The sequence below is a fragment of the Streptomyces sp. SID12501 genome (assembly GCF_010550245.1).
GTDB lineage: Bacteria > Actinomycetota > Actinomycetes > Streptomycetales > Streptomycetaceae > Streptomyces.
Genome location: NZ_JAAGLU010000004.1, coordinates 240,715 through 263,596 on the forward strand (window position 1 = coordinate 240,715; position 22,882 = coordinate 263,596).

The 22,882-nt window shown below is 69.4% G+C and carries 22 protein-coding genes and 1 pseudogene; 7 read left to right on the forward strand and 16 right to left on the reverse strand.

Annotation, left to right across the window (positions count from 1 at the left end):
* Positions 1 to 42: 42 nt before the first annotated feature.
* The 3 genes from G3I71_RS06235 to G3I71_RS06245 all read right to left on the reverse strand — a co-directional run bounded on the left by G3I71_RS06235 (position 43) and on the right by G3I71_RS06245 (position 3,488).
* A complete protein-coding gene (locus G3I71_RS06235) occupies positions 43 to 1,251 on the reverse strand; it encodes a CoA transferase (protein ID WP_164312895.1) in 1,209 nt (402 codons plus the stop codon).
* Positions 1,248 to 2,684: an aldehyde dehydrogenase family protein gene (locus G3I71_RS06240; protein WP_164312896.1), complete on the reverse strand. Its 1,437-nt coding sequence runs from the start codon at positions 2,682 to 2,684 to the stop codon at positions 1,248 to 1,250. The genes G3I71_RS06235 and G3I71_RS06240 overlap by 4 nt, the downstream gene beginning before the upstream one ends.
* A 72-nt stretch (positions 2,685 to 2,756) precedes the next feature.
* On the reverse strand, positions 2,757 to 3,488 hold the full coding sequence (locus G3I71_RS06245; protein WP_164312897.1) for an SDR family oxidoreductase: 732 nt from the start codon (positions 3,486 to 3,488) through the stop codon (positions 2,757 to 2,759).
* 312 nt (positions 3,489 to 3,800) lie between these two features.
* Between G3I71_RS06245 and G3I71_RS06250 the strand changes: the two genes are divergently transcribed.
* Genes G3I71_RS06250 through G3I71_RS06270 form a run of 5 tightly spaced genes read left to right on the forward strand, consistent with a single transcriptional unit; the run spans position 3,801 to position 7,866 of the window.
* Positions 3,801 to 4,511, forward strand: a complete 711-nt coding sequence (locus G3I71_RS06250) for an SDR family NAD(P)-dependent oxidoreductase (protein WP_164312898.1) — start codon at positions 3,801 to 3,803, stop codon at positions 4,509 to 4,511.
* Positions 4,508 to 5,041, forward strand: coding sequence for a carboxymuconolactone decarboxylase family protein (locus tag G3I71_RS06255; RefSeq protein ID WP_164312899.1), 534 nt, complete (start codon positions 4,508 to 4,510; stop codon positions 5,039 to 5,041). Before G3I71_RS06250 ends, G3I71_RS06255 begins: the two co-directional genes overlap by 4 nt.
* A gap of 34 nt (positions 5,042 to 5,075) precedes the next feature.
* Positions 5,076 to 6,341, forward strand: a complete 1,266-nt coding sequence (locus G3I71_RS06260) for an aromatic ring-hydroxylating dioxygenase subunit alpha (protein ID WP_164312900.1) — start codon at positions 5,076 to 5,078, stop codon at positions 6,339 to 6,341.
* A complete protein-coding gene (locus G3I71_RS06265) occupies positions 6,328 to 6,648 on the forward strand; it encodes a hypothetical protein (RefSeq protein ID WP_164312901.1) in 321 nt (106 codons plus the stop codon). The genes G3I71_RS06260 and G3I71_RS06265 overlap by 14 nt, the downstream gene beginning before the upstream one ends.
* Before the next feature lie 6 nt (positions 6,649 to 6,654).
* Positions 6,655 to 7,866, forward strand: a complete 1,212-nt coding sequence (locus tag G3I71_RS06270) for an amidohydrolase family protein (protein WP_164312902.1) — start codon at positions 6,655 to 6,657, stop codon at positions 7,864 to 7,866.
* Positions 7,867 to 7,956: 90 nt separating this feature from the next.
* Here G3I71_RS06270 and G3I71_RS06275 read toward each other — a convergent pair whose 3' ends face one another.
* The 6 genes from G3I71_RS06275 to G3I71_RS06300 are packed head-to-tail and all read right to left on the reverse strand — an operon-like array spanning position 7,957 to position 13,990.
* The gene (locus tag G3I71_RS06275; protein ID WP_164312903.1) at positions 7,957 to 8,748 is read right to left on the reverse strand and encodes an enoyl-CoA hydratase; all 792 of its coding nucleotides are present in this window, start codon (positions 8,746 to 8,748) and stop codon (positions 7,957 to 7,959) included.
* Between the two features lie 27 nt (positions 8,749 to 8,775).
* On the reverse strand, positions 8,776 to 9,924 hold the full coding sequence (locus G3I71_RS06280; RefSeq protein ID WP_164312904.1) for an acyl-CoA dehydrogenase family protein: 1,149 nt from the start codon (positions 9,922 to 9,924) through the stop codon (positions 8,776 to 8,778).
* Entirely contained in the window at positions 9,921 to 10,772 is an 852-nt protein-coding gene (locus G3I71_RS06285) for an acyl-CoA dehydrogenase family protein (RefSeq protein WP_164312905.1), read from the reverse strand. The genes G3I71_RS06280 and G3I71_RS06285 overlap by 4 nt, the downstream gene beginning before the upstream one ends.
* Positions 10,762 to 11,703, reverse strand: a complete 942-nt coding sequence (locus G3I71_RS52620) for an NADPH:quinone oxidoreductase family protein (protein WP_164312906.1) — start codon at positions 11,701 to 11,703, stop codon at positions 10,762 to 10,764. Before G3I71_RS52620 ends, G3I71_RS06285 begins: the two co-directional genes overlap by 11 nt.
* Positions 11,700 to 12,716, reverse strand: coding sequence for a phosphotransferase family protein (locus G3I71_RS06295; RefSeq protein WP_164312907.1), 1,017 nt, complete (start codon positions 12,714 to 12,716; stop codon positions 11,700 to 11,702). Before G3I71_RS06295 ends, G3I71_RS52620 begins: the two co-directional genes overlap by 4 nt.
* Positions 12,713 to 13,990 (reverse strand): acyl-CoA dehydrogenase family protein, encoded by a 1,278-nt coding sequence (locus tag G3I71_RS06300; RefSeq protein ID WP_164312908.1) that lies wholly within the window; start codon positions 13,988 to 13,990, stop codon positions 12,713 to 12,715. The genes G3I71_RS06295 and G3I71_RS06300 overlap by 4 nt, the downstream gene beginning before the upstream one ends.
* A 175-nt stretch (positions 13,991 to 14,165) precedes the next feature.
* Here G3I71_RS06300 and G3I71_RS06305 point away from each other — a divergent pair, with 175 nt between their 5' ends.
* Entirely contained in the window at positions 14,166 to 14,816 is a 651-nt protein-coding gene (locus tag G3I71_RS06305; RefSeq protein WP_164312909.1) for a TetR/AcrR family transcriptional regulator, read from the forward strand.
* Between the two features lie 142 nt (positions 14,817 to 14,958).
* Here G3I71_RS06305 and G3I71_RS06310 read toward each other — a convergent pair whose 3' ends face one another.
* The 3 genes from G3I71_RS06310 to G3I71_RS06320 all read right to left on the reverse strand — a co-directional run bounded on the left by G3I71_RS06310 (position 14,959) and on the right by G3I71_RS06320 (position 17,312).
* Positions 14,959 to 16,284 (reverse strand): aldehyde dehydrogenase family protein, encoded by a 1,326-nt coding sequence (locus G3I71_RS06310; RefSeq protein WP_164312910.1) that lies wholly within the window; start codon positions 16,282 to 16,284, stop codon positions 14,959 to 14,961.
* Positions 16,285 to 16,432: 148 nt separating this feature from the next.
* Positions 16,433 to 16,873 carry a MarR family winged helix-turn-helix transcriptional regulator gene (locus tag G3I71_RS06315; protein WP_164312911.1) on the reverse strand — a complete coding sequence of 147 codons (441 nt, stop codon included), beginning with the start codon at positions 16,871 to 16,873 and terminating at the stop codon, positions 16,433 to 16,435.
* 85 nt (positions 16,874 to 16,958) lie between these two features.
* The gene (locus G3I71_RS06320) at positions 16,959 to 17,312 is read right to left on the reverse strand and encodes a YciI family protein (protein WP_164312994.1); all 354 of its coding nucleotides are present in this window, start codon (positions 17,310 to 17,312) and stop codon (positions 16,959 to 16,961) included.
* Between the two features lie 98 nt (positions 17,313 to 17,410).
* Here G3I71_RS06320 and G3I71_RS06325 point away from each other — a divergent pair, with 98 nt between their 5' ends.
* Positions 17,411 to 18,457, forward strand: a complete 1,047-nt coding sequence (locus tag G3I71_RS06325) for an acyl-CoA dehydrogenase family protein (protein ID WP_164312912.1) — start codon at positions 17,411 to 17,413, stop codon at positions 18,455 to 18,457.
* A gap of 101 nt (positions 18,458 to 18,558) precedes the next feature.
* Here G3I71_RS06325 and G3I71_RS06330 read toward each other — a convergent pair.
* The 4 genes and pseudogenes from G3I71_RS06330 to sfnG all read right to left on the reverse strand — a co-directional run bounded on the left by G3I71_RS06330 (position 18,559) and on the right by sfnG (position 22,802).
* Positions 18,559 to 19,703 (reverse strand): annotated as a pseudogene (locus G3I71_RS06330) (LLM class flavin-dependent oxidoreductase).
* Between the two features lie 44 nt (positions 19,704 to 19,747).
* The gene (locus G3I71_RS06335; protein ID WP_164312913.1) at positions 19,748 to 20,932 is read right to left on the reverse strand and encodes an SfnB family sulfur acquisition oxidoreductase; all 1,185 of its coding nucleotides are present in this window, start codon (positions 20,930 to 20,932) and stop codon (positions 19,748 to 19,750) included.
* 5 nt (positions 20,933 to 20,937) lie between these two features.
* Complete coding sequence (gene ssuE / locus G3I71_RS06340) at positions 20,938 to 21,492, reverse strand: NADPH-dependent FMN reductase (RefSeq protein WP_164312914.1); 555 nt, start codon at positions 21,490 to 21,492, stop codon at positions 20,938 to 20,940.
* 149 nt (positions 21,493 to 21,641) lie between these two features.
* The gene (gene sfnG, locus G3I71_RS06345) at positions 21,642 to 22,802 is read right to left on the reverse strand and encodes a dimethylsulfone monooxygenase SfnG (protein ID WP_164312915.1); all 1,161 of its coding nucleotides are present in this window, start codon (positions 22,800 to 22,802) and stop codon (positions 21,642 to 21,644) included.
* Positions 22,803 to 22,882: the final 80 nt, after the last annotated feature.

The window sequence follows — 22,882 nt, forward strand, 5'->3', positions numbered from 1 at the left end:
TGAATCGGTTCTGGAACTGCGGTGATCACCCGGTTGCGGTGATCAGGTGACCGCGCCCACCTCTTTCAGTTCGAGGATGCGGGCCCAGTCCAGGCCCAGTTCGAGGAGGATCTCCTCGGTCTGGGCGGCGAACTCGGGCGCGGGCCCGAGTGGTACTGGGGTGGTGACGTCGAACTGCACGGGACTGGCCGCGAGTTGGAGCTCGCCGGCCGTCACGAGGTACTCGTTGGCCCGGACCTGGGCGTCCTCGCCGACCTGGAGGGTGTTCTGTACGGGGGCCCAGGGTCCGGCGAGGGTGGCGAAGCGCTTCGTCCAGTCGGCGAGCGTTCGGCCCGCGAGCACCTCGCGCAGGATCTTGACGGCCTGCTCGGTGTTGGCGGCGATGAGTTCGGCGGTGGCGAAGCGGGGATCGTCGGCGAGGTCAGGCCGGTCGATGTGGTGGCACACGTCGGCCCAGAACTTGCCGGGCTGCATCATCACGAAGGCCAGATGCTGGCCGTCGGCAGTGGCGTACAGCCCGGACAGGGGGTTGACGACAGAGCCGTGGACGCCCGCCGGTGGCGCCGCCCAGGGCCTGCCGAGGTGGAGGGAGAGGGCGGTGGCGTGTCCCATGGCCCAGACACCGCTGCCGAGCAGGGACACGTCGACGACCGAGGCTTCGCCGGTGCGTTCGCGCCTCAGCAGCGCCGCGGCGATACCGCCGGCGAGGTTCGTCCCCGAGATGGTGTCCCCGTAGGCGGGCCCGGGCGGGCTGATCATGCCTTCGGTGCCGGCCGGGGTGATGCTGGCGGCGGTGCCGGCCCGGCACCAGAAGGCGGTCATGTCGTAGCCGCCCTTGCCCGCCTCGGGGCCGCGGGGTCCGAGGGCGCTTCCCCGGGCGTAGACGATGTCCGGGTTGACGGCGCGGATGTCGGCCACGTCGATGCCGAACCGTTCGCGGTGTCCGGGCAGGAAGCTGGTGAGGAAGACGTCCGCGCGTCTGGCCAGGTCGTACAGCACCTCGCGGCCCTCGGGTTTGGAGATGTCGAGGCCCAGGCTGCGCTTGCCCCGGTTGGCGTGCTCGACGTTGGGGTTGGGATCGCCCTCGACGACGAACGTGCCGGTCCTCCTGAGCCCCCGCTGCGGGTCGCCGTTGACGGCGTGCTCGACCTTGACGACGTCCGCGCCCCAGTCGGCGAGTACGGCACCGGCCGAGGGGACGAAACCGTACATGGCGACTTCGAGGACGCGGATTCCTTCCAGTGGCCTCACCGGACGACCGCCGCGAAGGACTTGTACTCCAGGAACTCCTCGAGCCCGGGGACTCCGCTCTCGCGGCCGATGCCGGACTGCTTGTAGCCGCCGAACGGTACGTCCGCGGCGAAGTAGTTGCCGCCGTTGATGCTGAACGTGCCGGTCCGGATGCGGCGGGCCAGGGCGATGGCCCGCTCCTCGTCGGCGCTCTGGATCCCGCCGGACAGTCCGTAGACCGAGTTGTTGGCGATGCGGACCGCGTCGTCATCGTCGTCGTACGGGATGACCGTGAGCACCGGTCCGAAGACCTCGTCCTGGGCGATCTCGCTGTCCGGGTCGACGTCGGTGAGCAGGGTGGGGGTGAAGTAGAAGCCGGGGTCGACCTTCGTGCCACCGGTGACGAGTTTCGCGCCCGCGGCGACGGCCCGCTGGACCATTCCGTCGACCTTGTCGCGCTGTTTGGCGCTGATGAGCGGGCCGGCGAAGGTCTTGGGGTCGGTGGGGTCCCCGAGGCGCATCCGGGCGAGGCCCGCGGCGACCTTCCCGACGATCTCGTCGTGGTGGGCCCGGGGCACGAGGAGGCGGGTGGTGAGGGCGCAGCCCTGTCCCGAGTGGGAGCAGATGGTGCCGGCCGCGAACATGGCGGCGGTGGTGAAGTCGGCGTCGTCGAGGATGATCATCGCGGACTTGCCGCCGAGTTCCAGGAAGACCTTCTTCACGGTGCGGCCGGCGACTTCCATTATTCGGCGGCCGGTGGCGGTGGAGCCGGTGAAGGAGACCATGTCGACGTCGGCGTGGCCGGTGAGCACCTCGGCGGCCTCGACGGAGGTGGAGGTCAGCACGTTGACCACGCCGGGCGGGATGTCCGTGTGCCCGGCGATCAGTTCGCCGAGGAACAGTGTGGTCAGGGGGGTGTCCGGGGCTCCCTTGAGGACGACCGTGCAGCCCGCGGCGAGCGAGGGGGCGAGCTTGGCCAGGGCGAGCTGGTTGGGGTAGTTGTACGCGGTGATCGCGGAGACGACCCCCACGGCCTCCTTCTCCACCCAGCGGCGGTGGCGCTGACCGCGGATCTCGACCTCGCCGAGGTTCTCGGTCAGGGGGTACTTCCGCAGCAGGTCCGCGTAGTAGCGGACCAGCTTGACCGGGTCGTCGAGCTGGGGGCCGTAGGTGAGCATGCGGGGTGCGCCCACCTCGGCGATGGTGAGCTCGCGCAGCTCTTCCAGGTGGTCGGTCAGGGCCTGGTGCAGCTGGTCGAGACAGCGGATGCGGAACTGGACGTCGGTCGGCCAGCTCGTGGTGTCGAAGGCCCGGCGGGCGGCGGCCACGGCGGCCTCGGTCTGGGCGACCGTGGCGTCGGGGGCCTGGCCGAGGACCTCGCCGGTGGCGGGGTTGAGCGAGGGGAAGGTGTTCTCGGTCCCGACGAGCGATCCGTCGATGAGCAGCCGTTTCACCGCGGACTCCCCTGTACGTCGCTGGATTGCCGCTTCACCGCGAGCCTCCCTGTTCGTCGCTGACTCGCCGCCTCACAGCCGGACCCCCTGGCCGCCGTCCACGGCGATGACCTGGCCGGTCAGCCAGCCCGCGGCGTCGGAGAGCAGGAACAGCACGGTCGGGGTGAGGTCACTGGGCTGCCCCATCCGGCCGAGCGCCAGCCGCTGCGCCATCGCGGCCTGGTGCTCCTTCGGGAGGACGGTGCCGGTGGCTTCTGTGTCCGTCGGCCCTGGCGCGATGCCGTTGACCCGGATGTTGCGGCCACCGAGTTCAGCGGCGAGCGAGGCGGTGAGGTGGTTGATGCCGGCCTTGGCGAGCCCGTAGTACCCGGTGGCCATGTAGGAGGCGGTGGACGACTGGTTGACGATCGCGCCGCCCTCGGTCATGTGCGGGACGACGGCCCGGGTGCAGTAGATCGCGCCCATCAGGTTCACCTGGATGAAGCGGTTGAGGTAGTCCAGGTCGACGGTGGTGATGCCGTCGCGCTTCATGCTGTGGTAGATCGCGGCGTTGTTGACCAGGTAGTCGATCCGGCCGAACTCCGCGACCGTGGCGGCGGCCAGCGCCTCGGCCGACGCGGGGTCCCCGACGTCGACCTTGACGAAGATCGCCCCGTCGATGTCCTTGGCGACCCGCTGCCCCTGCTCCTCGTTGATCTCGGCTACGACGACGTGGGCACCCTCGGCGGCCAGCGCCCGAGCGTAGTCCTCGCCGATTCCCTGTCCGGCACCGGTGACGATCGCCACCTTGTCCTGGAACCGCATCCTGTCTCCTTGCTCGGATGGGCGGCCTTGCTCCAACGTGGCGGAAACTACATTCTCACTTTCAGCAAATCAACCATCCGAACACGAGAATGTGCCGCATCACAGCGAGTTGCAGGCGAACGAAGGGCGCCCGACCCACCACCCACGCCCCCGCACCTCCGACTCGAGATCCGCACGACACTTCCGGGCGACCATTGATGAGAATATCATTCTCACTCAGGGAAGGGATATTTTCATGATCGATACGAGGGTGTCGAGTCAGGCCCCGGGCCCCAACCGGCAGACCAACGACCGCACCACGTGGGAGACCCCATGAAGACCGCAGTTGTCACCGGAGGCAGCTCCGGAATCGGGCTGGCCGTCGCCGAGCGGCTGACGGCCGACGGCTATCACGTCGCGACCCTCGACCTGAACTCCTGCGACTCGGCCCCGGCGCTGTCACAGATCGCCGACGTCACCGACCGGGCCCAGGTGGACAAGGCGCTGGCCGCCGTCCGGGAGCGGCTCGGGCCATGCACCATCCTGGTCAACGCGGCCGGGGTGGCGGGCTACAAGCGCTTCCAGGATCTGACGTTCGCCGCCTGGCAGCGGGTCGTCGACATCAACCTCAACAGCGTCTTCCACTGCGTCCAGGCCGTACTGCCCGACATGCTGGAGGCGGGCTGGGGGCGCATCGTCAACATCTCCTCCTCCAGCGCGCAGTCCGGGCAGCAGTTCATGACGCACTACGTCGCCGCCAAGTCGGCGGTCAACGGCCTGACCAAGTCACTCGCGCTCGAACTGGGCCCGGCAGGCATCACCGTCAACGCGGTGCCGCCCGGCTTCATCGACACGCCCATGCTGCGCAAGGCGGAGTCGCGCGAGCTGCTCGGCGGGACGGTCGAGGAACACATCCAGCGCACTCCCGTACGGCGGGTCGGGCGCCCCGAGGACATCGCCGCGGCCTGCGCGTTTCTCGTCTCCGAGGAGGCCGGGTACATCACCGGGCAGATCCTGGGCGTGAACGGCGGACGCAACACATGAACCGCACGCGCCGCATCGCACCCCTCCCGCACGCCGAGTACCTGAAGGCGCTGGGCTCCTCGGCCCCCGACCCGCAGAAACCGCCCTCGAACGCGCTCGGACTGCTCGCCCGGCACCCCGAACTGGCCAAGGCGTTCCTCGCGTTCAACAAGTACCTGCTCGTCGACTCAACGCTGTCGAAGCACACCCGTGAGCTGGTCATCCTGCGAGTGGCCTGGCGGCGGGAGTGCCGGTACGAGTGGGCGCAGCACCTCCTGATCGCCCGGCGCGCCGGGATCACCGACGAGGAGATCGACCTGGTCCGGACCGGCGCCCCGACGCCCCTCAACCGGGCGGTGGACGAACTGGAGACGGACTCGCGGCTGTCCGACGCGACCTACCAGATGCTCGGTGCGGACCTGGACGACCAGCAGCTCCTGGATCTGGTGTTCACGGTCGGCACGTACGGCGCGCTGGCCACGGCCTTCAACACCTTCGAGGTGGAGCTGGATCCAGGAATCCTTGACGAGAACTTCAATAGCCAGACATGAGAATGCTATTCTCACACTAGAGAAGGGAGTGCTCATGCCACACTTCGCCAAGCCGTCTGCCGGCAGCTGGACCGAGCAGTACCCCGAGTTGGGTACGAGTCCCGTGAACTACGAGGACTCGATCGACCCCGCGTACTACGAGGCCGAGCGGGAGGCCGTCTTCAAGCGGACCTGGCTGAACGTCGGGCGCGTGGAGCAGGTGCCGAAGACCGGCAGCTACTTCACGAAGGAGCTCGCGGTCGCGGACACCTCGCTGATCATCGTGCGGGGCAGGGACAAGGAGATCCGCGCCTTCCACAACATCTGCCGGCACCGCGGCAACAAGCTGGTGTGGAACGACTTCCCGGGCGAGGAGGTCAAGGGCACCTGCCGTCAGTTCACCTGCAAGTACCACGCCTGGCGCTACAGCCTCGACGGCGATCTGACCTTCGTCCAGCAGGAGCAGGAGTTCTTCGACCTGGACAAGTCCGACTACGGACTCAAGAACGTCCGCTGCGAGGTCTGGGAAGGGTTCGTCTTCGTCAACCTGGACCCGAACGCCCAGCCGCTCAAGGAGTACCTCGGCGAGTTCGCCAAGGGCCTGGAAGGCTATCCCTTCCACGAGATGACCGAGGTCTTCACGTACAAGGCGGAGATCGGCAGCAACTGGAAGCTGTTCATCGACGCGTTCGCGGAGTTCTACCACGCCCCCGTCCTGCACATGAAGCAGGCCGTCAAGGACGAGGCCGACAAGCTCCTCAGCGTCGGGTACGAAGCGCTGCACTACGAGATCCACAGCCCGCACTCGATGATCTCGTCCTGGGGAGGCATGTCCCCGCCCAAGGACCTGAGCATCGTCAAGCCCATCGAACGCGTCCTGCGCAGCGGCCTGTTCGGCCCCTGGGAGGCGCCCGACATCGAAGGGCTCGACCCCCTTCCTCCAGGTCTCAACCCGGGCGGGCACCGGGCGTGGGGCAACGATTCCTTCGAGTTCTTCCCCAACATGACGCTGCTGATCTGGAAGCCCGGCTGGTATCTGACGTACCACTACTGGCCGACGGCGGTGGACAGGCACATCTTCGAGGCCAACCTGTACTTCGTGCCCGCCAAGACGGCCCGGGAGCGGCTGAAGCAGGAGCTCGCGGCGGTCACGTTCAAGGAGTACGCCCTCCAGGACGGCAACACCCTGGAGGCCACGCAGACCATGCTCAAGAGCCGGGTCGTGACCGACTTCCCGCTCTGCGACCAGGAGTTGCTGCTCCGCCATCTGCACAAGACGGTCGCCGACCACGTCAAGGAGCACACCGATGCTGCCCAGTGAGTTCGCGACGCTCGAACCGTTCGCCCCGTGGGTCCTGGAGACCGAACGGGAGCGCTACAGCAAGCGGCTGGCCAGTTCCATGGAGGAGATGCAGGCCTTCTACGACGAGGCGTTCCCGCTCCTTGAACAGGCCTCCGACCACCTCGACAAGTTCCCCCTCGACGAACTGCCGGAGCTGGAGCGCAACTTGCTCCTGCTGATGTTCTCCCTGGTGAACGTCTCGTTCCCGGTCGAGGTGTGGAAGCAGGCCCGGGTGCCGGACAGCGGGGCCGCCTACATGGACCTCGTCGTCGAACCCAGGGTCTGACCGCCCGTGGTCACGCTCAAGGCGGCGCGTGTACTGCACGTCGAGACCGGGGAGTTCGAGGAACCCGGCCTCGTCCATGTCGACGGCGACCGCATCGCGCGGACCGGCGACGGGGGTGACGTCCTGGACCTCGGGGACGTCACCCTGCTGCCCGGCCTGATGGACATGGAGGTCAACCTCCTGATGGGCGGCCGGGGGGAGACCCCGGTCCTGTCCATGGTCCAGGACGATCCGCCGCTTCGCATGCTGCGGGCCGTGGGCAACGCCCGGCATACCCTCCGGTCCGGCTTCACCACGGTCAGAAACCTCGGGCTGTTCGTGAAGACCGGCGGCTACCTGCTGGACGTCGCCCTCGCCAAGGCCGTCGACGCCGGCTGGATCGAGGGGCCCCGGATCATCCCCGCGGGGCACGCCATCACCCCGACCGGCGGTCATCTGGACCCGAGCGTGTTCGGCGCGCTGGCCCCCGGCATCATGCCGCTCTCCGTGGAGGAGGGCGTCGCCAACGGGGTCGACGAGGTGCGCAAGGCCGTGCGGTACCAGATCAAGCACGGGGCACGGCTCATCAAGGTCTGCGCGTCCGGGGGTGTCATGTCCCACACGGGCACCCCCGGCGCGCAGCACTACTCCGACGCGGAGTTGCGGGCCATCGTCGACGAGGCCCACCGGCGCGGGCTGAAGGTGGCCGCGCACACCCATGGGGCCGACGCGGTGCGTTCGGCGGTCGAGGCGGGCATCGACTGCATCGAGCACGGCTTCCTGCTGGACGACGAGACCATCGCGCTGATGGCGGAGCGCGGCACCTTCCTCGTCCCGACCACCGCGCTGATCGACGGCATGGATGTGTCCCGGGCCGCGCCCGAACTGCGCGCCAAGGCCGCCGAGGTGTTCCCGCACGCCCGGTCCGTCGTCGCCAGGGCCGCCAAGGCGGGCGTCCGTATCGCCGTGGGCACGGACGCGCCGGCCATCCCGCACGGGCGGGGCGCCCAGGAGATGGTCGCGCTCGTCGAGCGGGGCATGGAGCCGATGGAGGTGCTGCGGGCGGCGACGGTCAACGCGGCCGAGCTGATCGACGCGGACGACCGCGGACGCGTCGCGGAGGGCCTGCTCGCGGACCTGATCGCCGTACCGGGCAACCCACTTGAGGACATGTCGGTACTGGCCGACGTGCGGTTCGTGATGAAGGGGGGCAAGATCTTCCGCAACGAGCAGTCATGACGCGAGCCGTACGAACAGGGCCGCTCGGCGGGGTACGCCCACCCCCGCCGAGCGGCCCGTTCGGCGTCCGCCACCACAACTCCCGTCCGGCTACTGGCCCTTGATGTGTTCCTTCATGCCCTCCAGCCGGGTCAGCACCGGATACCCGCTCACGCTCAGCGCGTTCCCGTGCCCCGTCTCGTGGATGTCGAACACCGACTGGACGGCCGCGTAGAAACCCTGGACGTCGAGGGTCTGGTTGACGGCCCGCTTGGCCTGGCGCAGCCCGAAGGGCGGCATCTGGGCGATACGGTCGGCCAGGTCCATGGTGGCCGCGTCGAGTTCGTCTAGCGGGACGACCTGGTTGACCATGCCGACCCTCTCCGCCTCGGCCGCCGTGACGGCCCGCCCGGTGAAGAGGATCTCCTTGGCCTTGCGCGCGCCCAACTCCCAGGTGTGACCGTGGTATTCGACGCCCCCGATGCCCATGTGGACGACGGGGTCGGAGAATTCGGCGTTCTCGGCGGCCACGATGAGATCGCAGGGCCAGCAGAGCATGAGCCCGCCCGCGATGCACTTGCCCTGCACGGCGGCGATCGACGGCTTGGGTATGTTGCGCCAGCGCAGCGTGTACTCCAGGTACCGGCGGGTCTCCGCATTGTAGATCCACTCCAGGGTGATCTCCTTCGGGCCCGGCCAGCGGTCCTTCAGGTCGTGCCCGGCGGAGAAGTGCCGCCCGTTGCCGCGCAGCACGATGACGCGTACGTTTTCGTCGGCCGCCGCCCGGCTCCACGCGGCGTCCAGATCGTCGAGGAGCGACATCGTCTGGGCGTTGGCGACCTCGGGCCGGTTGAGCGTGATGACCGCGACCCGGTCCTTGACCTCGTACAGAATCTGGTCCATGCGCGTGCTCCTTGTCGGTCCCGGCGGCTATCTGGGCAGGCCGAGGATGCGCTCGGCGATGATGTTGCGCTGGATCTCGGAGGTGCCGCCGGCGATGGTCCCGCCGAAGCTGCGCGCGTACCGTTCGAACCAGCTGGAGGAGAACACCTCCATGTTCATGTGGAAGTGCGGGGCCGTGGAGACGGGGTGGCGCAGGGCGTCGGTGCCGTGCGCCTCCAGGGCGCGCAGAGTGGCGTTCTGCACGGCCTCCGAGCCGAACAGCTTGAGTACGGACACCTCGGCCGGATTACGGTCGGTGCCGAGCTGGCGGTAGCCGAGCAGCTTCAGCGCCTGGAAGTCCATGAGGAGGGTGGCGTACCACTCCTCGTCGCTCGGCGCGTCCCGGATCAGATCCTCCAGTCGCTCGGCGTAACTCAGCCAGAGCAGGGTCCGTTCATGCCCGAGCGAGCCGTTCGCCACCTTCCAGCCCTGGTTCAGCGGCCCGATCAGGTTCTCTTTTGGCACCCGGACGTCGGTGAAGAACACCTCGTTGAAGTCGAAGTCGTCGGGAGCGGCGATGGACCCGAACGGCCGCCTGACCACACCCTCGGTGTCGGTCGGGATGATCAGCACGCTGATGCCCCTGTGCTTGGGCGCGTCCGGATCGGTGCGGACGAACGTCAGCAGCACGTCCGCGTCATGGGCCCCGGAGGTCCACACCTTCTGCCCGTTGACGACGAAGTGGTCGCCCTCCAGAGCCGCACGGGTACGCAACCCGGCGAGGTCGGAGCCCGCGCCCGGCTCGCTCATCCCGAGGGCGGCCGTCAGCTCCGCACGAAGAATGGGAGCCGCCCACCGCCGTTTCTGCTCGTCGGTGCCGAAGCTCAGGATCGAGGCCGCGATGATGCCGACGCCCTGCGGGTTGAAGCTGTGGTAGATCCGGCGCCGCGACATCTCCTCGGCGTGGGCCAGCAGTTGGGGCAAGGTGGCGTCGCGCCCGCCGTACTCGGGCGGGTTGCCGGGCACCAACCACCCGGCGTCGAACAGTTTCCGCTGCCATGTCCGCGCCCAGGGAGGCACATCCGCGCTCGACTTGGCACGAGGTACGGCCTCCTCGGCGGTAGGCAGGTTGGCGTCGAGGAAGGCGGCGAACTCGGCCCGGAACTCCTCGATCCCGGGGTCGGCGGCAAGTCTCATACCAGCAACGCCTTCCTGTGCACGGCCGCGGTCCCGAGCAGCAGATCACCGGCCTTGGCCCGCTTCAGATGGATCTGGAGTTCGTTCTCCCAGGTGTAGCCCATCGCGCCGAAGAGCTGGAACCCGCTCTGGAAGCAGAGCCGTTGGCACTCCCCGGCCGCCGCCTTGGCCATCGCGGCGGCCCTCGCCCGTTCCTGGTCGTCCTCGGCGATGGTGAGGGCGGAGTAGAGGGCGAGCGCCCGGGCCCGTTCGATCGCGACGTACATGTCGGCGGCCTTGTGCTTGACCGCCTGGAAGGACCCGATGGGCACCCCGAACTGCTGCCGCTGCTTCACATGCGCGACCACCAGGTCGAGGATGCGCCGACAACTGCCGACGGTGGAGATCGCCAGCCCCATCAGCGCCAACTCGGGCACACCGGCCACGAGTTCGGGGTGGTCGACCCGGGCGACATGAATCGTCGGGTCGAAGACGGCGACCCGCTCGGCGCGTACGTCGGCACCGCCGCGGACGACCACACCGTCCTGGGTGAGCAGGGCGATCTCGTCCGCCCGGTCCGCGTCGAGGACGAACTCCCCGGCGCCGTCGAAGACCGCCGTCCCCGAGCCGTTCGGCAGCCGTCCGGCCAGCGGTGCGAACCAGGTCGCCGTGGCCAGGAAGGGCGTCGGATCGGCGGCATACCCCAGCTCCTCCAGAATGATCGCCAGCTCCACCGGAGGAGCCTCCAGCCAGCCCAACTCCAGGTAGGTGGACCAGAGTTGTTCCTCGGGCAGCGCCCGCGACTTGGCCACCGTCTCGCGCACCACGCGCTGCAGCAGCCGCTGGTCCTCGTCGAATTCAAACTCCACGGGCGACCTCCAGAAGGACCTTGCCGATGGCACCGCGGCCCACGCGCAGCGCGGCGCACACCTCGTCGAGCGGGTGGACCGCGTGGATACGGGGGTGGATGGCACCCTCGGCGAACAGCCGGTGCAGTTCGGTGCGGGCGACGGTCAGCTTCTCCCGGTCGTGCCGGGCCCAGCCGCCGAAGTCGAAGCCGTGGATCGTAACGCCCTTGAGCATCGCGAGGTTCAGCGGGATGCCCGGGATCTCGCCGCTCGCGAACCCGACGCTGACGAACCGACCGCCCCAGCGCATCCCGCGCAGCGCCTGCTCGGAGTGCGGCCCGCCGACCGGGTCGACGACCACATCGGCACCGCCCGCCTCCTGGAGCGCCCGCTTCAGGTTCTCGTACGGCAGGACGGTGTGGGCGCCGGCTTCGGCGCAGGCGGCGCGTTTCTCCTCGCTCGACGCGACGGCGATCACCTCGGCGCCCAGCAGCAGGGCGAGTTCGACGGCGGCCAGGCCGACCGCGCCGGCGGCGCCGAGCACCGCGACCCGCTCACCCTCGCGAACATCGGCGACCAGGCGCAGGGCGTTGAAGGCGGTGGCGTGGGAGACACCGAAGGCCGCCGCGCGTTCCGTGGGCACGGCGGCCGGGATGCGGTGGAGGCTGGTGGCGGGCACGGCGACACGTTCGGCGAAGGCGCCGACGAAGGCTGAGCCGAAGACCCGCTCCCCCGTGCCGAAGCCGTGCCCGTCCCGGGCGACCACCCCCGCGAACTCGCTCCCGGGGATGAAGGGCACCTCGGCCTTCACCTGGTAGGCACCCTCGATCACCAGCACGTCGGCGAAGTTGACCGCCGCGAAGCGCACGTCGACGGGCACCTCGCCCCGCGGTTCGGGGACCTCCTCGACGATCACCGGGCCGCCGATGGTGTGACAGCGGGCAGCCCTCACAGCCGGGTCGTCGCGGCCAGTTCGGCGGCCTGGGCGGCCATCGTCAGGACCGTGTCGCCGTAGAAGGCCATCTTGGGGTTGCCGCCGTCGCCCTTGACGTGCCGGGCGTAGCCGCCTTCGAGGACGATGGCCATCTTGAAGCGGGCCAGCACCACGTAGTAGTCGATCTCGGCGACGTCCCGGCCGCTGACCTTGGCGTAGTGCTCCAGGAGGTCGGCCCGGTCGGGCATGCCCTCGTAGCTGACGTACCCCTTCTGCGAGCGGTCCTCGTCGGCGTTCGGCCAGCCCATGATCACCCAGGCGAGGTCGAGGAGCGGGTCACCCACGGTGGCCATCTCGAAGTCGACGAGGGCCGCGAGGCGGGCGGGGGCGCCGTGCTGGAACATCACGTTGGCGAACTGGTAGTCGCCGTGGATGATGCCCGGGGTCCAGTGGCTCGGCCGGTGCGCGCGCAGCCAGGCGGCAGCCGTGTCGAGTCCGGGTATCTCGCGGAACGCGAACTTCGCCAAGTGCGCCTGCCAGCGGTCCACTTGACGGTCGTGGAAGCCGTCGGGCCGGCCGAAGCCCTCCAGGCCCTGGGCCCGCCAGTCGACGTTGCCGAGCCGGGCGATGCCCTCCACGAGCTCGTGGGCGAGGCCCGGGCGCAGGGAGAGGTCGCTCTTGAAAGGCTCGGGCCAGCCGCCCTCGACGTTCATCGGTGACCAGCCGTCGACATGACCCATGAGGTAGAAGCAGGAACCGATGACGTCCGTGTCCTCGCACACCGCGACGGCCTCCGGATGCGGAACGTCCGTCCCGTTCAGGGCGTTCAGCACCCGGAACTCGCGCAACATGGTCTCGTTGCGCCCCGGCGGGACCTTCTCGGGCGGCTTGCGCAGGACCAACTGGCGGTCGCCGCGCCGGACTTCGTAGATGTCGTTGGAGGTGCCCCCGGAGATGAGGGACACCTCGACGGGTTCACCGGGGGCGATGTCCCGGCCGTCCAGCCAGCGGGCGAGCGACTCGGTGTTCACAGGTTCTCCAACTGCTTGCGGGCCCACTCCCGGCGTGCGGGCAGATGCTGGGTGGGCCAGAGTCCGGGGGCGGCCTCGTAGCCGCGCAGGAGGTCGCGGGCCACGGTGATCTTGTGGACCTCCGTAGGTCCGTCGACGACGGCCATGACGGCGGCTCCGGTCCACATGTCGGCGAAGGGCATCTCGTTCGAGACGCCCAGGGCGCCGTGCAGATGCATCGAGCGGTAGACGACGTCGTGCAGCACCTTCGGCGTCAGGAACTTGATCGTGGCGATGTCCTTGCGGACCCTCTTGTAGTCGCTGTATTGATCGATCTGCCAGGCCGTGTAGAGGACCATCAGCCGGAACTGGGTCAACTGCGCGTAGGAGTCGGCGAGATCGGCCTGCACGAGCTGCTTGTCGGCGAGGCGGCCACCCTGCGTCTCACGTGACAGCGCGCGCTCGGCCATCATGTCCAGCGCCCGTCGGCACTGCCCTACGACCCGCATCGCGTGATGGACGCGTCCGCCGCCCAGCCTGGTCTGCGCGATGGCGAACGCCTGCCCCTCCCCGCCGAGCAGCGCGTCACCGGGGACACGGACCCCGTCGTACGCGATCAGCGCGTGCATGCCGTCCTCCGGGCCCTCGCCGAGCAGCCCGACGTTGCGCTCCATCCGGATTCCCGGGGTGTCGCTCGGCACCAGGAACATCGACATGCCCTTGTACGGGCTGACGTCCGGGTCGGTCACCGCCATCACGATCACGAACTTCGAGGTGCGGGCGTTGGAGGAGAAGTACTTGCGGCCGGTGATGACCCAGTCGTCGCCTTCGCGCACGGCCCGGGTGGTGAACATCGTCGGGTCGGCGCCGGCCTGCGGCTCGGTCATCGAGAAGCAGGAGAAGCACTCACCTTCGAGCAGCGGCTGAAGGTAGCGCTCCTTCTGTTCCTCGGTGCCGTAGCAAGCGATGATCTCCGCGTTGCCGGTGTCGGGGGCCGCCGTGCCGAAGATGACGGGTGCCCAGCTCGACGCACCGAGGATCTCGTTGATGAGAGCGAGCCTGACCTGCCCGAAGCCGCGTCCGCCCAGTTCGGGGCCGAGATGCGGGGCCCACAGTCCCTGGTCTCGCACCTGTTGCTTGAGGGCCCGGACGATCGGGCCGGTCTCGTCGTCGAGGGGATGGTAGGCCCGGTCGGGGTGGAGGAGGTCCAGCGGGTCCACGCGCTCGGCGCGAAACCGCCTGATCCACTCCAGCTTCTCCTCGAACTCGGGCTCGGTGGAAAAGTCCCATGCCATGTCGGACGACCCTCGTTTCGACAGCTCGTTGTCGCGCGGGCGCTGCTCCGGATGTCCGCGATGCAGGTGAGAATAACATTCTCATTCAGCGTAAGTAAGAGTCTCGGAAGTTGCGGTGCGTGATTCGGTAGGGAGCTTCGACTGATTACCGCTGAGGTGCAGTATCGTTCTACGCGTGACCGCCATCCCCGAAGAGCCCGCATGGCGCCAACGCGCCGTAGAGCGATCCACCCGCGCCGCGAAACAGCGCGCCGAGCAGCGCGTTCAGCGCTTCCTGGACGCCGCGCAGGAACTCATCGCCGAGAAGGGGACGACCGACTTCACCGTCCAGGAAGTCGTCGACCGCTCGAAGCAGTCACTGCGCAGCTTCTACCAGCACTTCGACGGCAAGCACGAGTTGCTGCTCGCCCTGTTCGAGGACGCCCTCTCCACGTCGGCGATCGAGATCCGTGAGGCCACGTCGGGCGGCGGGGAACCGCTGCCCCGGCTTCGTGTCGCGGTGGAGATGCTGTTCGAGCAGTCGCTGCCCAACCCCGGTGTCCAGCGCCCTCTGTTCAGCGACTTCGCCCTGCAACTACTGGTCAAGCACCCGGCTCAGGTGGCCACCGCGCACCTGCCCCTGCTGAACCTGTTCACCGAGTTGCTGGAGCAGGCCGCCGAGGCGGGCAGCGTCCACGCGGACAAGCCCCGGCGACTGGCGGCGCTCCTCATGCAGACCGTCATGTTCTCCGCTCAGGCCAACAGCGTCCCCTCGGACAGCCAGGCCCACCCGGTGACCGCCGACGAGGTGTGGCAGTTCTGCCTCGGCGGCATCTCGGGCGCGTGAGCCACTCCGCACCCACCGCTCACACCTGACACCGATCGCCCGTCTTGCCGAGAACGTCATTCTCGGCAAGACGGGCGATGGGCGTTCCGGCCCGCCGGCTTCAGGCCGGCGGCCTCGGCTCACCGACTCCAGCTGAGCGGTGTCAGCTCAGCGGCTTCGCCAGCACCGCCTTGCGGTGGCTGAACGTCTCGATCGAGTAGCGGCCGTGGTAGCTGCCCATCCCGCTCTCCCCCACACCGCCGAACGGCAGGTCGGAGACGGTGAGATGGGCGAGCGGCAGACCGTAGCCGACAGCGCCGGAGGACGTCTCGGCTGCGATCCGCTCCCGGGTCGTGCCGGACTCGGTGAACACGTACAGCGCGAGCGGCTTGTCGCGGTCGTTGATGAAGCCGATCGCGTCGTCAAGGCCGGGCACCGTGACGATCGGCAGGATCGGGCCGAAGATCTCCTCCCGCATCACGGGCGAGGCGGGGTCGACGTCGGCGAGGACGGTCGGCGCGATGTACTTCGTCGTACGGTCCTTGACCCCTCCGGTGACGACCCGGCCCGAGTCGAGCAGACCGGCGAGCCGGTCGAAGTGACGCTCGTTGACGATCCGGCCGAACTCGGTGGAGGTGGCCGGTTCCGCGCCGAACAGGTTCTCGACGGCCTTGGCGAGCGCGGGCTCCAGCGCGGCGGCGGTCTCCGGGTCGGTGAGGACGTAGTCGGGGGCGACGCAGGTCTGGCCGGCGTTGAGGAACTTGCCCCGGACCAGCCGGTCGGCGACGACGTCCACATCGATGCCTGTGTCGACGAACGCCGGGGACTTGCCGCCGAGTTCGAGGGCGACCGGGGTGAGGTGCTCGGCGGCGGCGCGCATCACGATGCGGCCGACGGTGCCGTTGCCGGTGTAGAAGATGTGGTCGAAGCGCTCGGCCAGCAGGGCCGTGGTCTCCGGGATGCCTCCCTCGACCACGGCGACCGCGTCCGTGTCGAGGTACTGGGGCAGCAGCCGAGCCACGATGTCGGAGGTGGCGGGGGCCAGTTCACTCGGCTTGACCACCACCGCGTTACCGGCGGCCAGCGCGCCGACGACCGGGGTCAGCAGGAGCTGGACCGGATAGTTCCAGGGGGCGACGACCAGGACGACGCCCAGCGGGTCGTACTGCGTCCAGGCCGTGGCGTCGGCGCCGAGGCGCTCCGGGACCGGCGCGGCCTCGGGGCGCAGCCAGCCGTCGAGGTGGTCGAGGGTGTGGTCGATCTCCCGGATCGTGAAGTCGATCTCCGTGCGGAAGGCCTCGGTCGAGCTCTTGCCGAGGTCCGCGTGGAGCGCGGCGGCCACGTCCTTGCCGTGCTCCGTGAGCAGTTCGCGCAGCCGGCCGAGTTGGGCCTTGCGCCATTCGACGGGCTTGGTGCGGCCCGTACGGAAGGTGGCACGCAGGCGCGCCACGATGTCGGCGGGCTGCTCGGGGGGCGTGGGGTGGTTCACGGTGCCTCGCTCACGGTGGTGTCATGCGGTGGTCTCGGGCGCGGAAGGCCGGCTCGATGCTCTCGACTCATATGCCAACCCTTCACGTGGCAAAATATATTCCACATACACGAAGATGGCTGTGAGCGACTGACCATCACCGTGCGTGTCAGACCTGGGCCGCCGTCCCGTCGAGTGTCACGGCCAGCCGGTCCAGGAGAGCGCTCAGCAGTTCGTCGTCACCGTCGCTGAGCAGCGGCCAGTCGGCGCGGACCTCGCGGTCGAGGCGGCGCCAGTACTCCTGGCCGCGCGGGGTGAGGTGGACGAGGATTCGGCGGCGGTCGTGCGGGTCGACCCGGCGGTGCACGAGGTTCTGGTCGACGAGGTGGTCGACCAGCCGGGTCAGCGTCGGCGGCGGCAGGAAGACGGCCTCGGCTATCGCGGTCATGTGGTGACCGGCGCCGTCGGAGAGCAGGGCGAGTACCCGCCAGGCGTCGAGGGAGCAGCCGTGCTCGTCCAGGACGGGCTGGAGGCGGCGCGCGGCCAGTCGCTCGGCCCGCGTCAGGAGCCGCAGAAGGTCCTGGGGCCGGCGCTGCGACGGTGTGGGCATCCTGCTCCTCGATCCCGGGGATATGTACATCGTATGAGACGTCTGAAAGTTCGTCGGCCCGCCCCGGCGCCACGACGCCGGTCCTTCAGTCGTCGACCTGGCCCAGGAAGGGCCGGACCTCGACCGGCATGGTCGTCGCCAGGGCCGCCTTGCGGCCCCACTCCAGGGCGACGTCGAGGTCGGGTGCCATGAGGAGGCAGATCCCGCCCAGGAACTCCTTGTTCTCGGCGTAGGGCCCTTCGGTCTCCTCGACCTCGTCACCCAGGGGCCGCAGCACGGTCGCGGCGTCCGGGCGGTGCAGTCCGCCTGCGAAGACCCAGGCCCCGGCCTCGCGCAACTCGTCGTGGAAGACACTCAGTCTGTGGTTGATCTCCACCATCGACTCGGGCGCGGACGGTTCCCCGACCGGCTTCATGGCGCTGAGCAGGTAGTACTTCATCGCGTCCTCCTGGGCATCACGGCTCTGCCCCATCTCCTACACGAAGGGAGCACCTCCACGGAGGCACAACGCACCGCGACACCGGGAGAATCTTGTCCATGACCGCCATCGCGCACCCGCTCGTCACCGTCGCCCGCCGGTTCGCCGCCGATGTCCTGGCCCCGCAGGCCGGCCGGGTCGACCAGGAAGGCGTGCCCGCGAGCAGCATCAAGGCCATCAAGCGGTCGGGGCTGCTCGGGGTGAGCGCGCCGAAGGAGTACGGGGGTGCGGGTGCGCCCGCCTCGGTGGCCCGGGAGGTCGCCGAGATCCTGGCCGGGGCCTGCTGCTCGACCTGGTTCTTGCAGACGCAGCACCACACTCCGGTGAAACTGTTGACGGAGTCTCAGTTTCCGGTAAGGGAGCGCCTGTTGGGCCCGCTGTCGACGGGCGAGCTGCTGTCCGGGATCGCGTACGCGCACCTGCGTTCCTTCCCTCGCGTTCCGGTACGGGTCGGGTACGAGCGGGGCGGCTGGCGCTTCGACGGGACGGTCCCCTGGTACACGGGCTGGGGGCTGAACGACGTCATGCTGCTCGCGGGGCTGTCCGACACGGACGAGGTGGTGTTCGCCTTCGCCGACGCCCGCGAGCAGTCGGGGCTGCGTGCCTCGCCGCCCATGCGACTGGCGGCACTCACGGCCGCCCGGACAGTCTCCCTGGAGCTCAAGGGCCTGCGGCTGCCGGAGGAGGCGGTCGTCCTGCGCACCCCGCGCGAGAAGTTCGCCCTCGTCGACCTGCCCCGGGCCGCCAACACGAACCCGGCCGTGTTCGGGGTGGCGTACGCGGCCCTCGATCTCCTCGCCGCCCACCCGGACGCCACGGCGACCGCGCGCTCGCTGCGCACCCGCCTCGACGCCGTACGCCGCAACGCCTACGCCCTCGCGGACCACCGCCGGCCCCAGGAGCACATCACGGACCGGCTGGCGCTCAAGACCCGCGCGTACGACCTGATGCGCTCCGCGACGACCGCGGCGATCGTCGCCGGCGGCGGCAGATCGCTGGACCTGAACAGTCCGGCCCAACGCCTGGCCCGCGAGGGCCTGTTCCTCCTGGTACAGGCCCAGACGACGGACGTCCGCAGCGCCCACCTCACCTCACTGGCCGACTGACCCCTGAGGGGCGCGGGGCCGTGTCGATCTGCGGCTCCGCCGCGGGGCGCGACAAGCCCCCACGGGCCCGCAGCATGCGAACTGCCGATCTCGCGGAGCGCCTAGCTCGCGAACGGCACCTGTGCCGCCGGGGCGGCGGTCGCCGCGAACGGATGCCGCCACAACCCACGCGCGGCCAGCCGCGGCAGCACCCCCTCGCCGAACCAGTACGCCTCCTCCAGGTGCGGATAGCCGGAGAGGACGAACTCGTCGATGCCCAGGTCGTGGTACTCGGCGATACGGTCGGCGACCTCGTCGTGGCTGCCGACGAGCGCGGTGCCCGCCCCGCCGCGCACCAGGCCGATGCCGGCCCACAGGTTGGGGTGGATCTCCAGCCCGTCCCGGTTGCCGCCGCCGTGCAGGGCGAGCATCCGCTGCTGTCCCTCCGACTCACTGCGGGCGAGCCCGGCCTGGATGTCCCGTACGGTCTTCGTGTCGAAGCCCGCGAGGATCCGGTCCGCCTCCGCCCATGCCGCCTCGGCGGTGTCGCGGGTGATGACATGCAGCCGGATGCCGAACCGCAGGGTGCGCCCCTGCTTGGCGGCAAGCCCCCTGACCCAGGCGATCTTCTCGGCGACCTGGGCGGGCGGTTCGCCCCAGGTGAGGTAGACGTCGACGTGCCGTGCGGCGACCTCACCGGCGATGGGCGAGGAACCCCCGAAGTACACCTCGGGGATCGGATCGGGCGCCCGGGCCAGCTTGGCGTCCTCGACCCGGAGGTGTTCGCCGGTCAGGCTGACCGTCTTGCCTCCCACAACTCCCGTACGACTTCCAGGAATTCGCCGGTACGACGGTACCGGGCATCCTTGTCGAGGAAGTCGCCGTAGGCCTTCTGTTCGTGGCTCTCGCCGCCCGTGACCACGTTGAGGAGGAGCCGTCCGCCGGTCTGGCGCTGGAAGGTGGAGGCCATCTGCGCGGCGAGGGTCGGGGAGACGAAGCCGGGGCGGAAGGCGACCAGGAACTTCAGGCGCTCGGTGTGCTGGCTGACCATGGCGGTGGTCAGCCAGGCGTCCTCGCACCAGGCACCGGTGGGGGTGAGCGCGCCGACGAAGCCCAGGTCCTCGGCGGCGCGGGCGATCTGGCTCAGATAGGCGACCGTCGGCGGCCGGTTCTGTCCGAAGGCGGTGGCCGGGGTGCCGTGGCCGCCGCCGACGACATGGCGGCTGTCACCGTTGGTCGGGAGGAACCAGTGGAAGGTGAGGGACACCGAAATCTCCGATCAGGTACGTCGCGCACGTTGCGTACGTCGCGTTACAGCAGTCCGTGGCGGGGCGGTTTCGTGCCGTTCAGCACATAGCGGCCGATGTGCTGGATCTTCCAGCGGACCGGGTCGTGCAGGGTGTGGGTGCGGGCGTCGCGCCAATGCCGGTGCAGGTTGAGGGAGTTGAGTGCCGAGCGGGTGCCGGCGACCTCGAAGAGGGCCCCGGTGACCTCCACCGCGGTGGTCGTGGCGTGCGCCTTGGCGACGGCCACCGCGATGGACGCCTCGGCCGCCGAGTCGTCGGTGAGGTCGGCTCGGGCCGCGTCCACGGCACGGGCCGCCTCGCGCAGCAGCGCCTCGGACGCCCTCAGCTGGACGGCGAGTTCACCGAACCGCTGGATCAGCAGCGGGTCGTCGGCGGCACTCTCGGCGGCGCTCTCGAACCAGGGGCGGCTCTTCGTCCGGACGAACTCCGCGGCCTCGGCGAGCGCACCTCCGGCGATGCCGACGTCGATGGCGGTGTGCAACAACTGGGCCACCGCGCCGTGGAGTTGGGGTTCCTGGAAGGTGAGGTGGTGCGGGAGGACCCGGTCGGCCGGGACGGGGACCGCGTCGAGCCGGACGGTGCCGCTGGCCGTCGTCCGCTGGCCCATGCCGTCCCAGTCGTCCACGACCGTGAGGCCGGACGCGTCGTACGGGACGTACGCCACGTGCAGGTTGTCGTCCTCGGCGCGGGCGAGGACCGGGATCCAGTCGGCGAACAGGGCGCCGGTGGAGTAGTGCTTGACGCCGGTCAGCGTGAACGAGCCGTCGGGCTGCCGGTCCAGGCGGGTGCGGATGTCCTGGACGTTCTTCGTGCCAGCCTCCGACTGGGCGTTGCCGAACCGCCGCCCGGCGAGGATCTCCCCGAAGAAGAACTTCCGTTGTTCTGCCGTGCCCTGACGGCGGATCACGTTGACGTACACGAAGTGGTTCTGCGGGATCTGGGCGAGGCTGGCGTCGGCGGAGGCGAGCAGCCGGAAGATCTCGGCCAGGGTCTCCTGGCGTACGTCCGCTCCCCCGTACTCGGCGGGCACGGTGACCGCGAGGAGTCCCGAGGCCGAGAGGCGGTCCAACTCAGCCCGCGGGAGCCGTCGTTCGGCGTCCCTCGCGGCGGCCCCGGGGCGGAACTCGTCCGCCAGGGCCGCCGCAACGGTCAGGGCCTCCACGTCGTCGGCGATGACTTTCGCGGTCATGCGGGTCAGACCGCCGCGGCGAGAAACGGGGAGCGGCCGAGCGCCGCCGAGAACTGGTCGAGGACCTGGGTGAGGGCCTCGGCGGCGGCCGGTGCGACCGCGATGGAGCCGTCCTCGTGTGCGGTGATGTCCTTGTCGAGGGTGAACCAGCCCTGGACGATGTGGGCGGCGCCCATCGAGTTGAGAACCGGCCGCAGGGCGTAGTCGATGGCCAGGACGTGGGCGGTGGTGCCGCCTGTCGCCAACGGCAGCACGGTCTTGCCGGTGAGGGCGTACTGCGGGAGCAGGTCGAGGAGCGCCTTGAGGACACCGGAGTAGGACGCCTTGTAGACCGGGGTGGCGACGACGACGCCGTCGGCGCGTGCGAACAGTTCGGTGGCCTCGACGATCGCCGGGTGGCGGAAGTCGGCCCCGAGGAGAGCCTCGGCGGGGATCGTGCGTACGTCGAGCGGGATCACCTCGTGTCCCTGGGCGACCAGCCTGGCGTCCAGGTGGCGCAGGAGTTTTCCGGTGCGGGAGGAGACGGAAGGGCTGCCGGAGACGGACAGGACGGTGGCCATGGGTCCTCTTTCGGGAGGCTTGCCGGGACCCGGGGCGCCTGTGCGTGGCAGGCGTTCCGGTCGAGCGGGCGGTCAGGGATGCCGGGCGGCGGGCGAGGCGGTGTTCAGGGTGGGACTCTGTCGCCGCGGCGGTGTGAAGGGGACGGACGTCAGACGTGGACCGCTGCGGACTCGGGCTCGTTCTCCGGGAGTTGGGCTTCGAGTTCGCGGACGAGGGGCAGGACCCGGCGGCCGAAGTACTCGACCTCCTCGTGGTAGTGCAGGAAACCGAGGAGGAACAGGTCGACGCCGAGGCGCTTGTAGGCGACGATCCGCTCGGCGATCTGTTCCGGGGTGCCGATGAGCCCCGTACGGAAGCCGTCGTTGTACTGGACGAGGTCCTCGAAGGTGGAGTCCTGCCACATGCCTTTGCCGTCGCCGGCGGACTGTCCGGCCTGCTTGACGGCGGCGCCGAATCCCTCGACGGCCTCCCGGTCGGCGTTCGCGACGATCTCGCGGAGCGTGTCGCGGGCCTCGGCCTCGGTGTCACGGGCGATCAGGAAGCCGTTGAGGCCGACCTTCGGTGCCCGGCGGCCGGCTTGGCCCGCCGATGCCTGTACGTCGTTGATCTGCTCGACGACTCCGTCGAAGTCCTTGCCGTTGGAGAAGTACCAGTCGGAGACCCGGCCGGCCATGGCGCGGGCGGCGGTGGAGTTGCCGCCCTGGAAGATCTCGGGGTGCGGGCGCTCGGGGGTGTTGAGGGGCTTGGGCTTGAGAGAGAAGTCGCGCAACCGGTAGAAGTCACCGGCGAGTTCGGTGTGGTCCTCGGTCCAGATCTGGCGGAGGGCCTGGATGAACTCCTCGGAGCGGCGGATGGGGGTCCCTCCCGGTTCGAGCGAAGCCGAGAAGTGGGGGAGCTCGTCGTGCTCCAGCCAGGGCTCGCCGAGGGCGGTGAACTCGCCCTTGAACCAGCCGCTGACGACGTTCACGGCGAAGCGCCCGTTCGACAGGTGGTCGGCCGTGGCGCCGAGTTTGGCGAGGACGCCGGGGTGCCAGAGGCCGGGGTGGACGGCGGCGATGACCTTCAGGCGCTGGGTGGCGAGGAGCAGGGCGAGGCTGAAGCTGGTCGACTCGTGCTGGAACTCGGCGCCGTAGCTGGCCATGTAGCGGACCTGGCTGAGCGCATACTCGAAGCCGTTGTTCTCGGCGAGGACGGCGAGTTCGCGGTTGTAGTCGTAACCCCAGTCGGTGCGCTGCTCGATCCGGCTGGTGACGAGTCCGCCACTGACGTTGGGGACCCAGTAGGCGAATTTCACGGGCTCTGCGGACATACGGAACTCCTGTTGCGGAATGCGTTTTCGGGCACGCCGATTCCCGTCCGGAATGACATCCGGCAAAATCTCAGGCGGTT

Bases quoted from the DNA above. Each gene is read 5' to 3' on its own strand.
- G3I71_RS06320 (WP_164312994.1), bottom strand. From the start codon at position 17,312: ATGAAGTACTACCTGCTCAGCGCCATGAAGCCGGTCGGGGAACCGTCC.
- G3I71_RS06315 (WP_164312911.1), bottom strand. From the start codon at position 16,873: ATGCCCACACCGTCGCAGCGCCGGCCCCAGGACCTTCTGCGGCTCCTG.
- sfnG (WP_164312915.1), bottom strand. From the start codon at position 22,802: ATGTCCGCAGAGCCCGTGAAATTCGCCTACTGGGTCCCCAACGTCAGT.
- G3I71_RS06335 (WP_164312913.1), bottom strand. From the start codon at position 20,932: ATGACCGCGAAAGTCATCGCCGACGACGTGGAGGCCCTGACCGTTGCG.
- G3I71_RS06255 (WP_164312899.1), top strand. From the start codon at position 4,508: ATGAACCGCACGCGCCGCATCGCACCCCTCCCGCACGCCGAGTACCTG.
- G3I71_RS06280 (WP_164312904.1), bottom strand. From the start codon at position 9,924: ATGAGACTTGCCGCCGACCCCGGGATCGAGGAGTTCCGGGCCGAGTTC.
- G3I71_RS06265 (WP_164312901.1), top strand. From the start codon at position 6,328: ATGCTGCCCAGTGAGTTCGCGACGCTCGAACCGTTCGCCCCGTGGGTC.
- G3I71_RS06325 (WP_164312912.1), top strand. From the start codon at position 17,411: ATGACCGCCATCGCGCACCCGCTCGTCACCGTCGCCCGCCGGTTCGCC.
- ssuE (WP_164312914.1), bottom strand. From the start codon at position 21,492: ATGGCCACCGTCCTGTCCGTCTCCGGCAGCCCTTCCGTCTCCTCCCGC.
- G3I71_RS06260 (WP_164312900.1), top strand. From the start codon at position 5,076: ATGCCACACTTCGCCAAGCCGTCTGCCGGCAGCTGGACCGAGCAGTAC.
- G3I71_RS06245 (WP_164312897.1), bottom strand. From the start codon at position 3,488: ATGCGGTTCCAGGACAAGGTGGCGATCGTCACCGGTGCCGGACAGGGA.
- G3I71_RS06300 (WP_164312908.1), bottom strand. From the start codon at position 13,990: ATGGCATGGGACTTTTCCACCGAGCCCGAGTTCGAGGAGAAGCTGGAG.
- G3I71_RS06275 (WP_164312903.1), bottom strand. From the start codon at position 8,748: ATGGACCAGATTCTGTACGAGGTCAAGGACCGGGTCGCGGTCATCACG.
- G3I71_RS06250 (WP_164312898.1), top strand. From the start codon at position 3,801: ATGAAGACCGCAGTTGTCACCGGAGGCAGCTCCGGAATCGGGCTGGCC.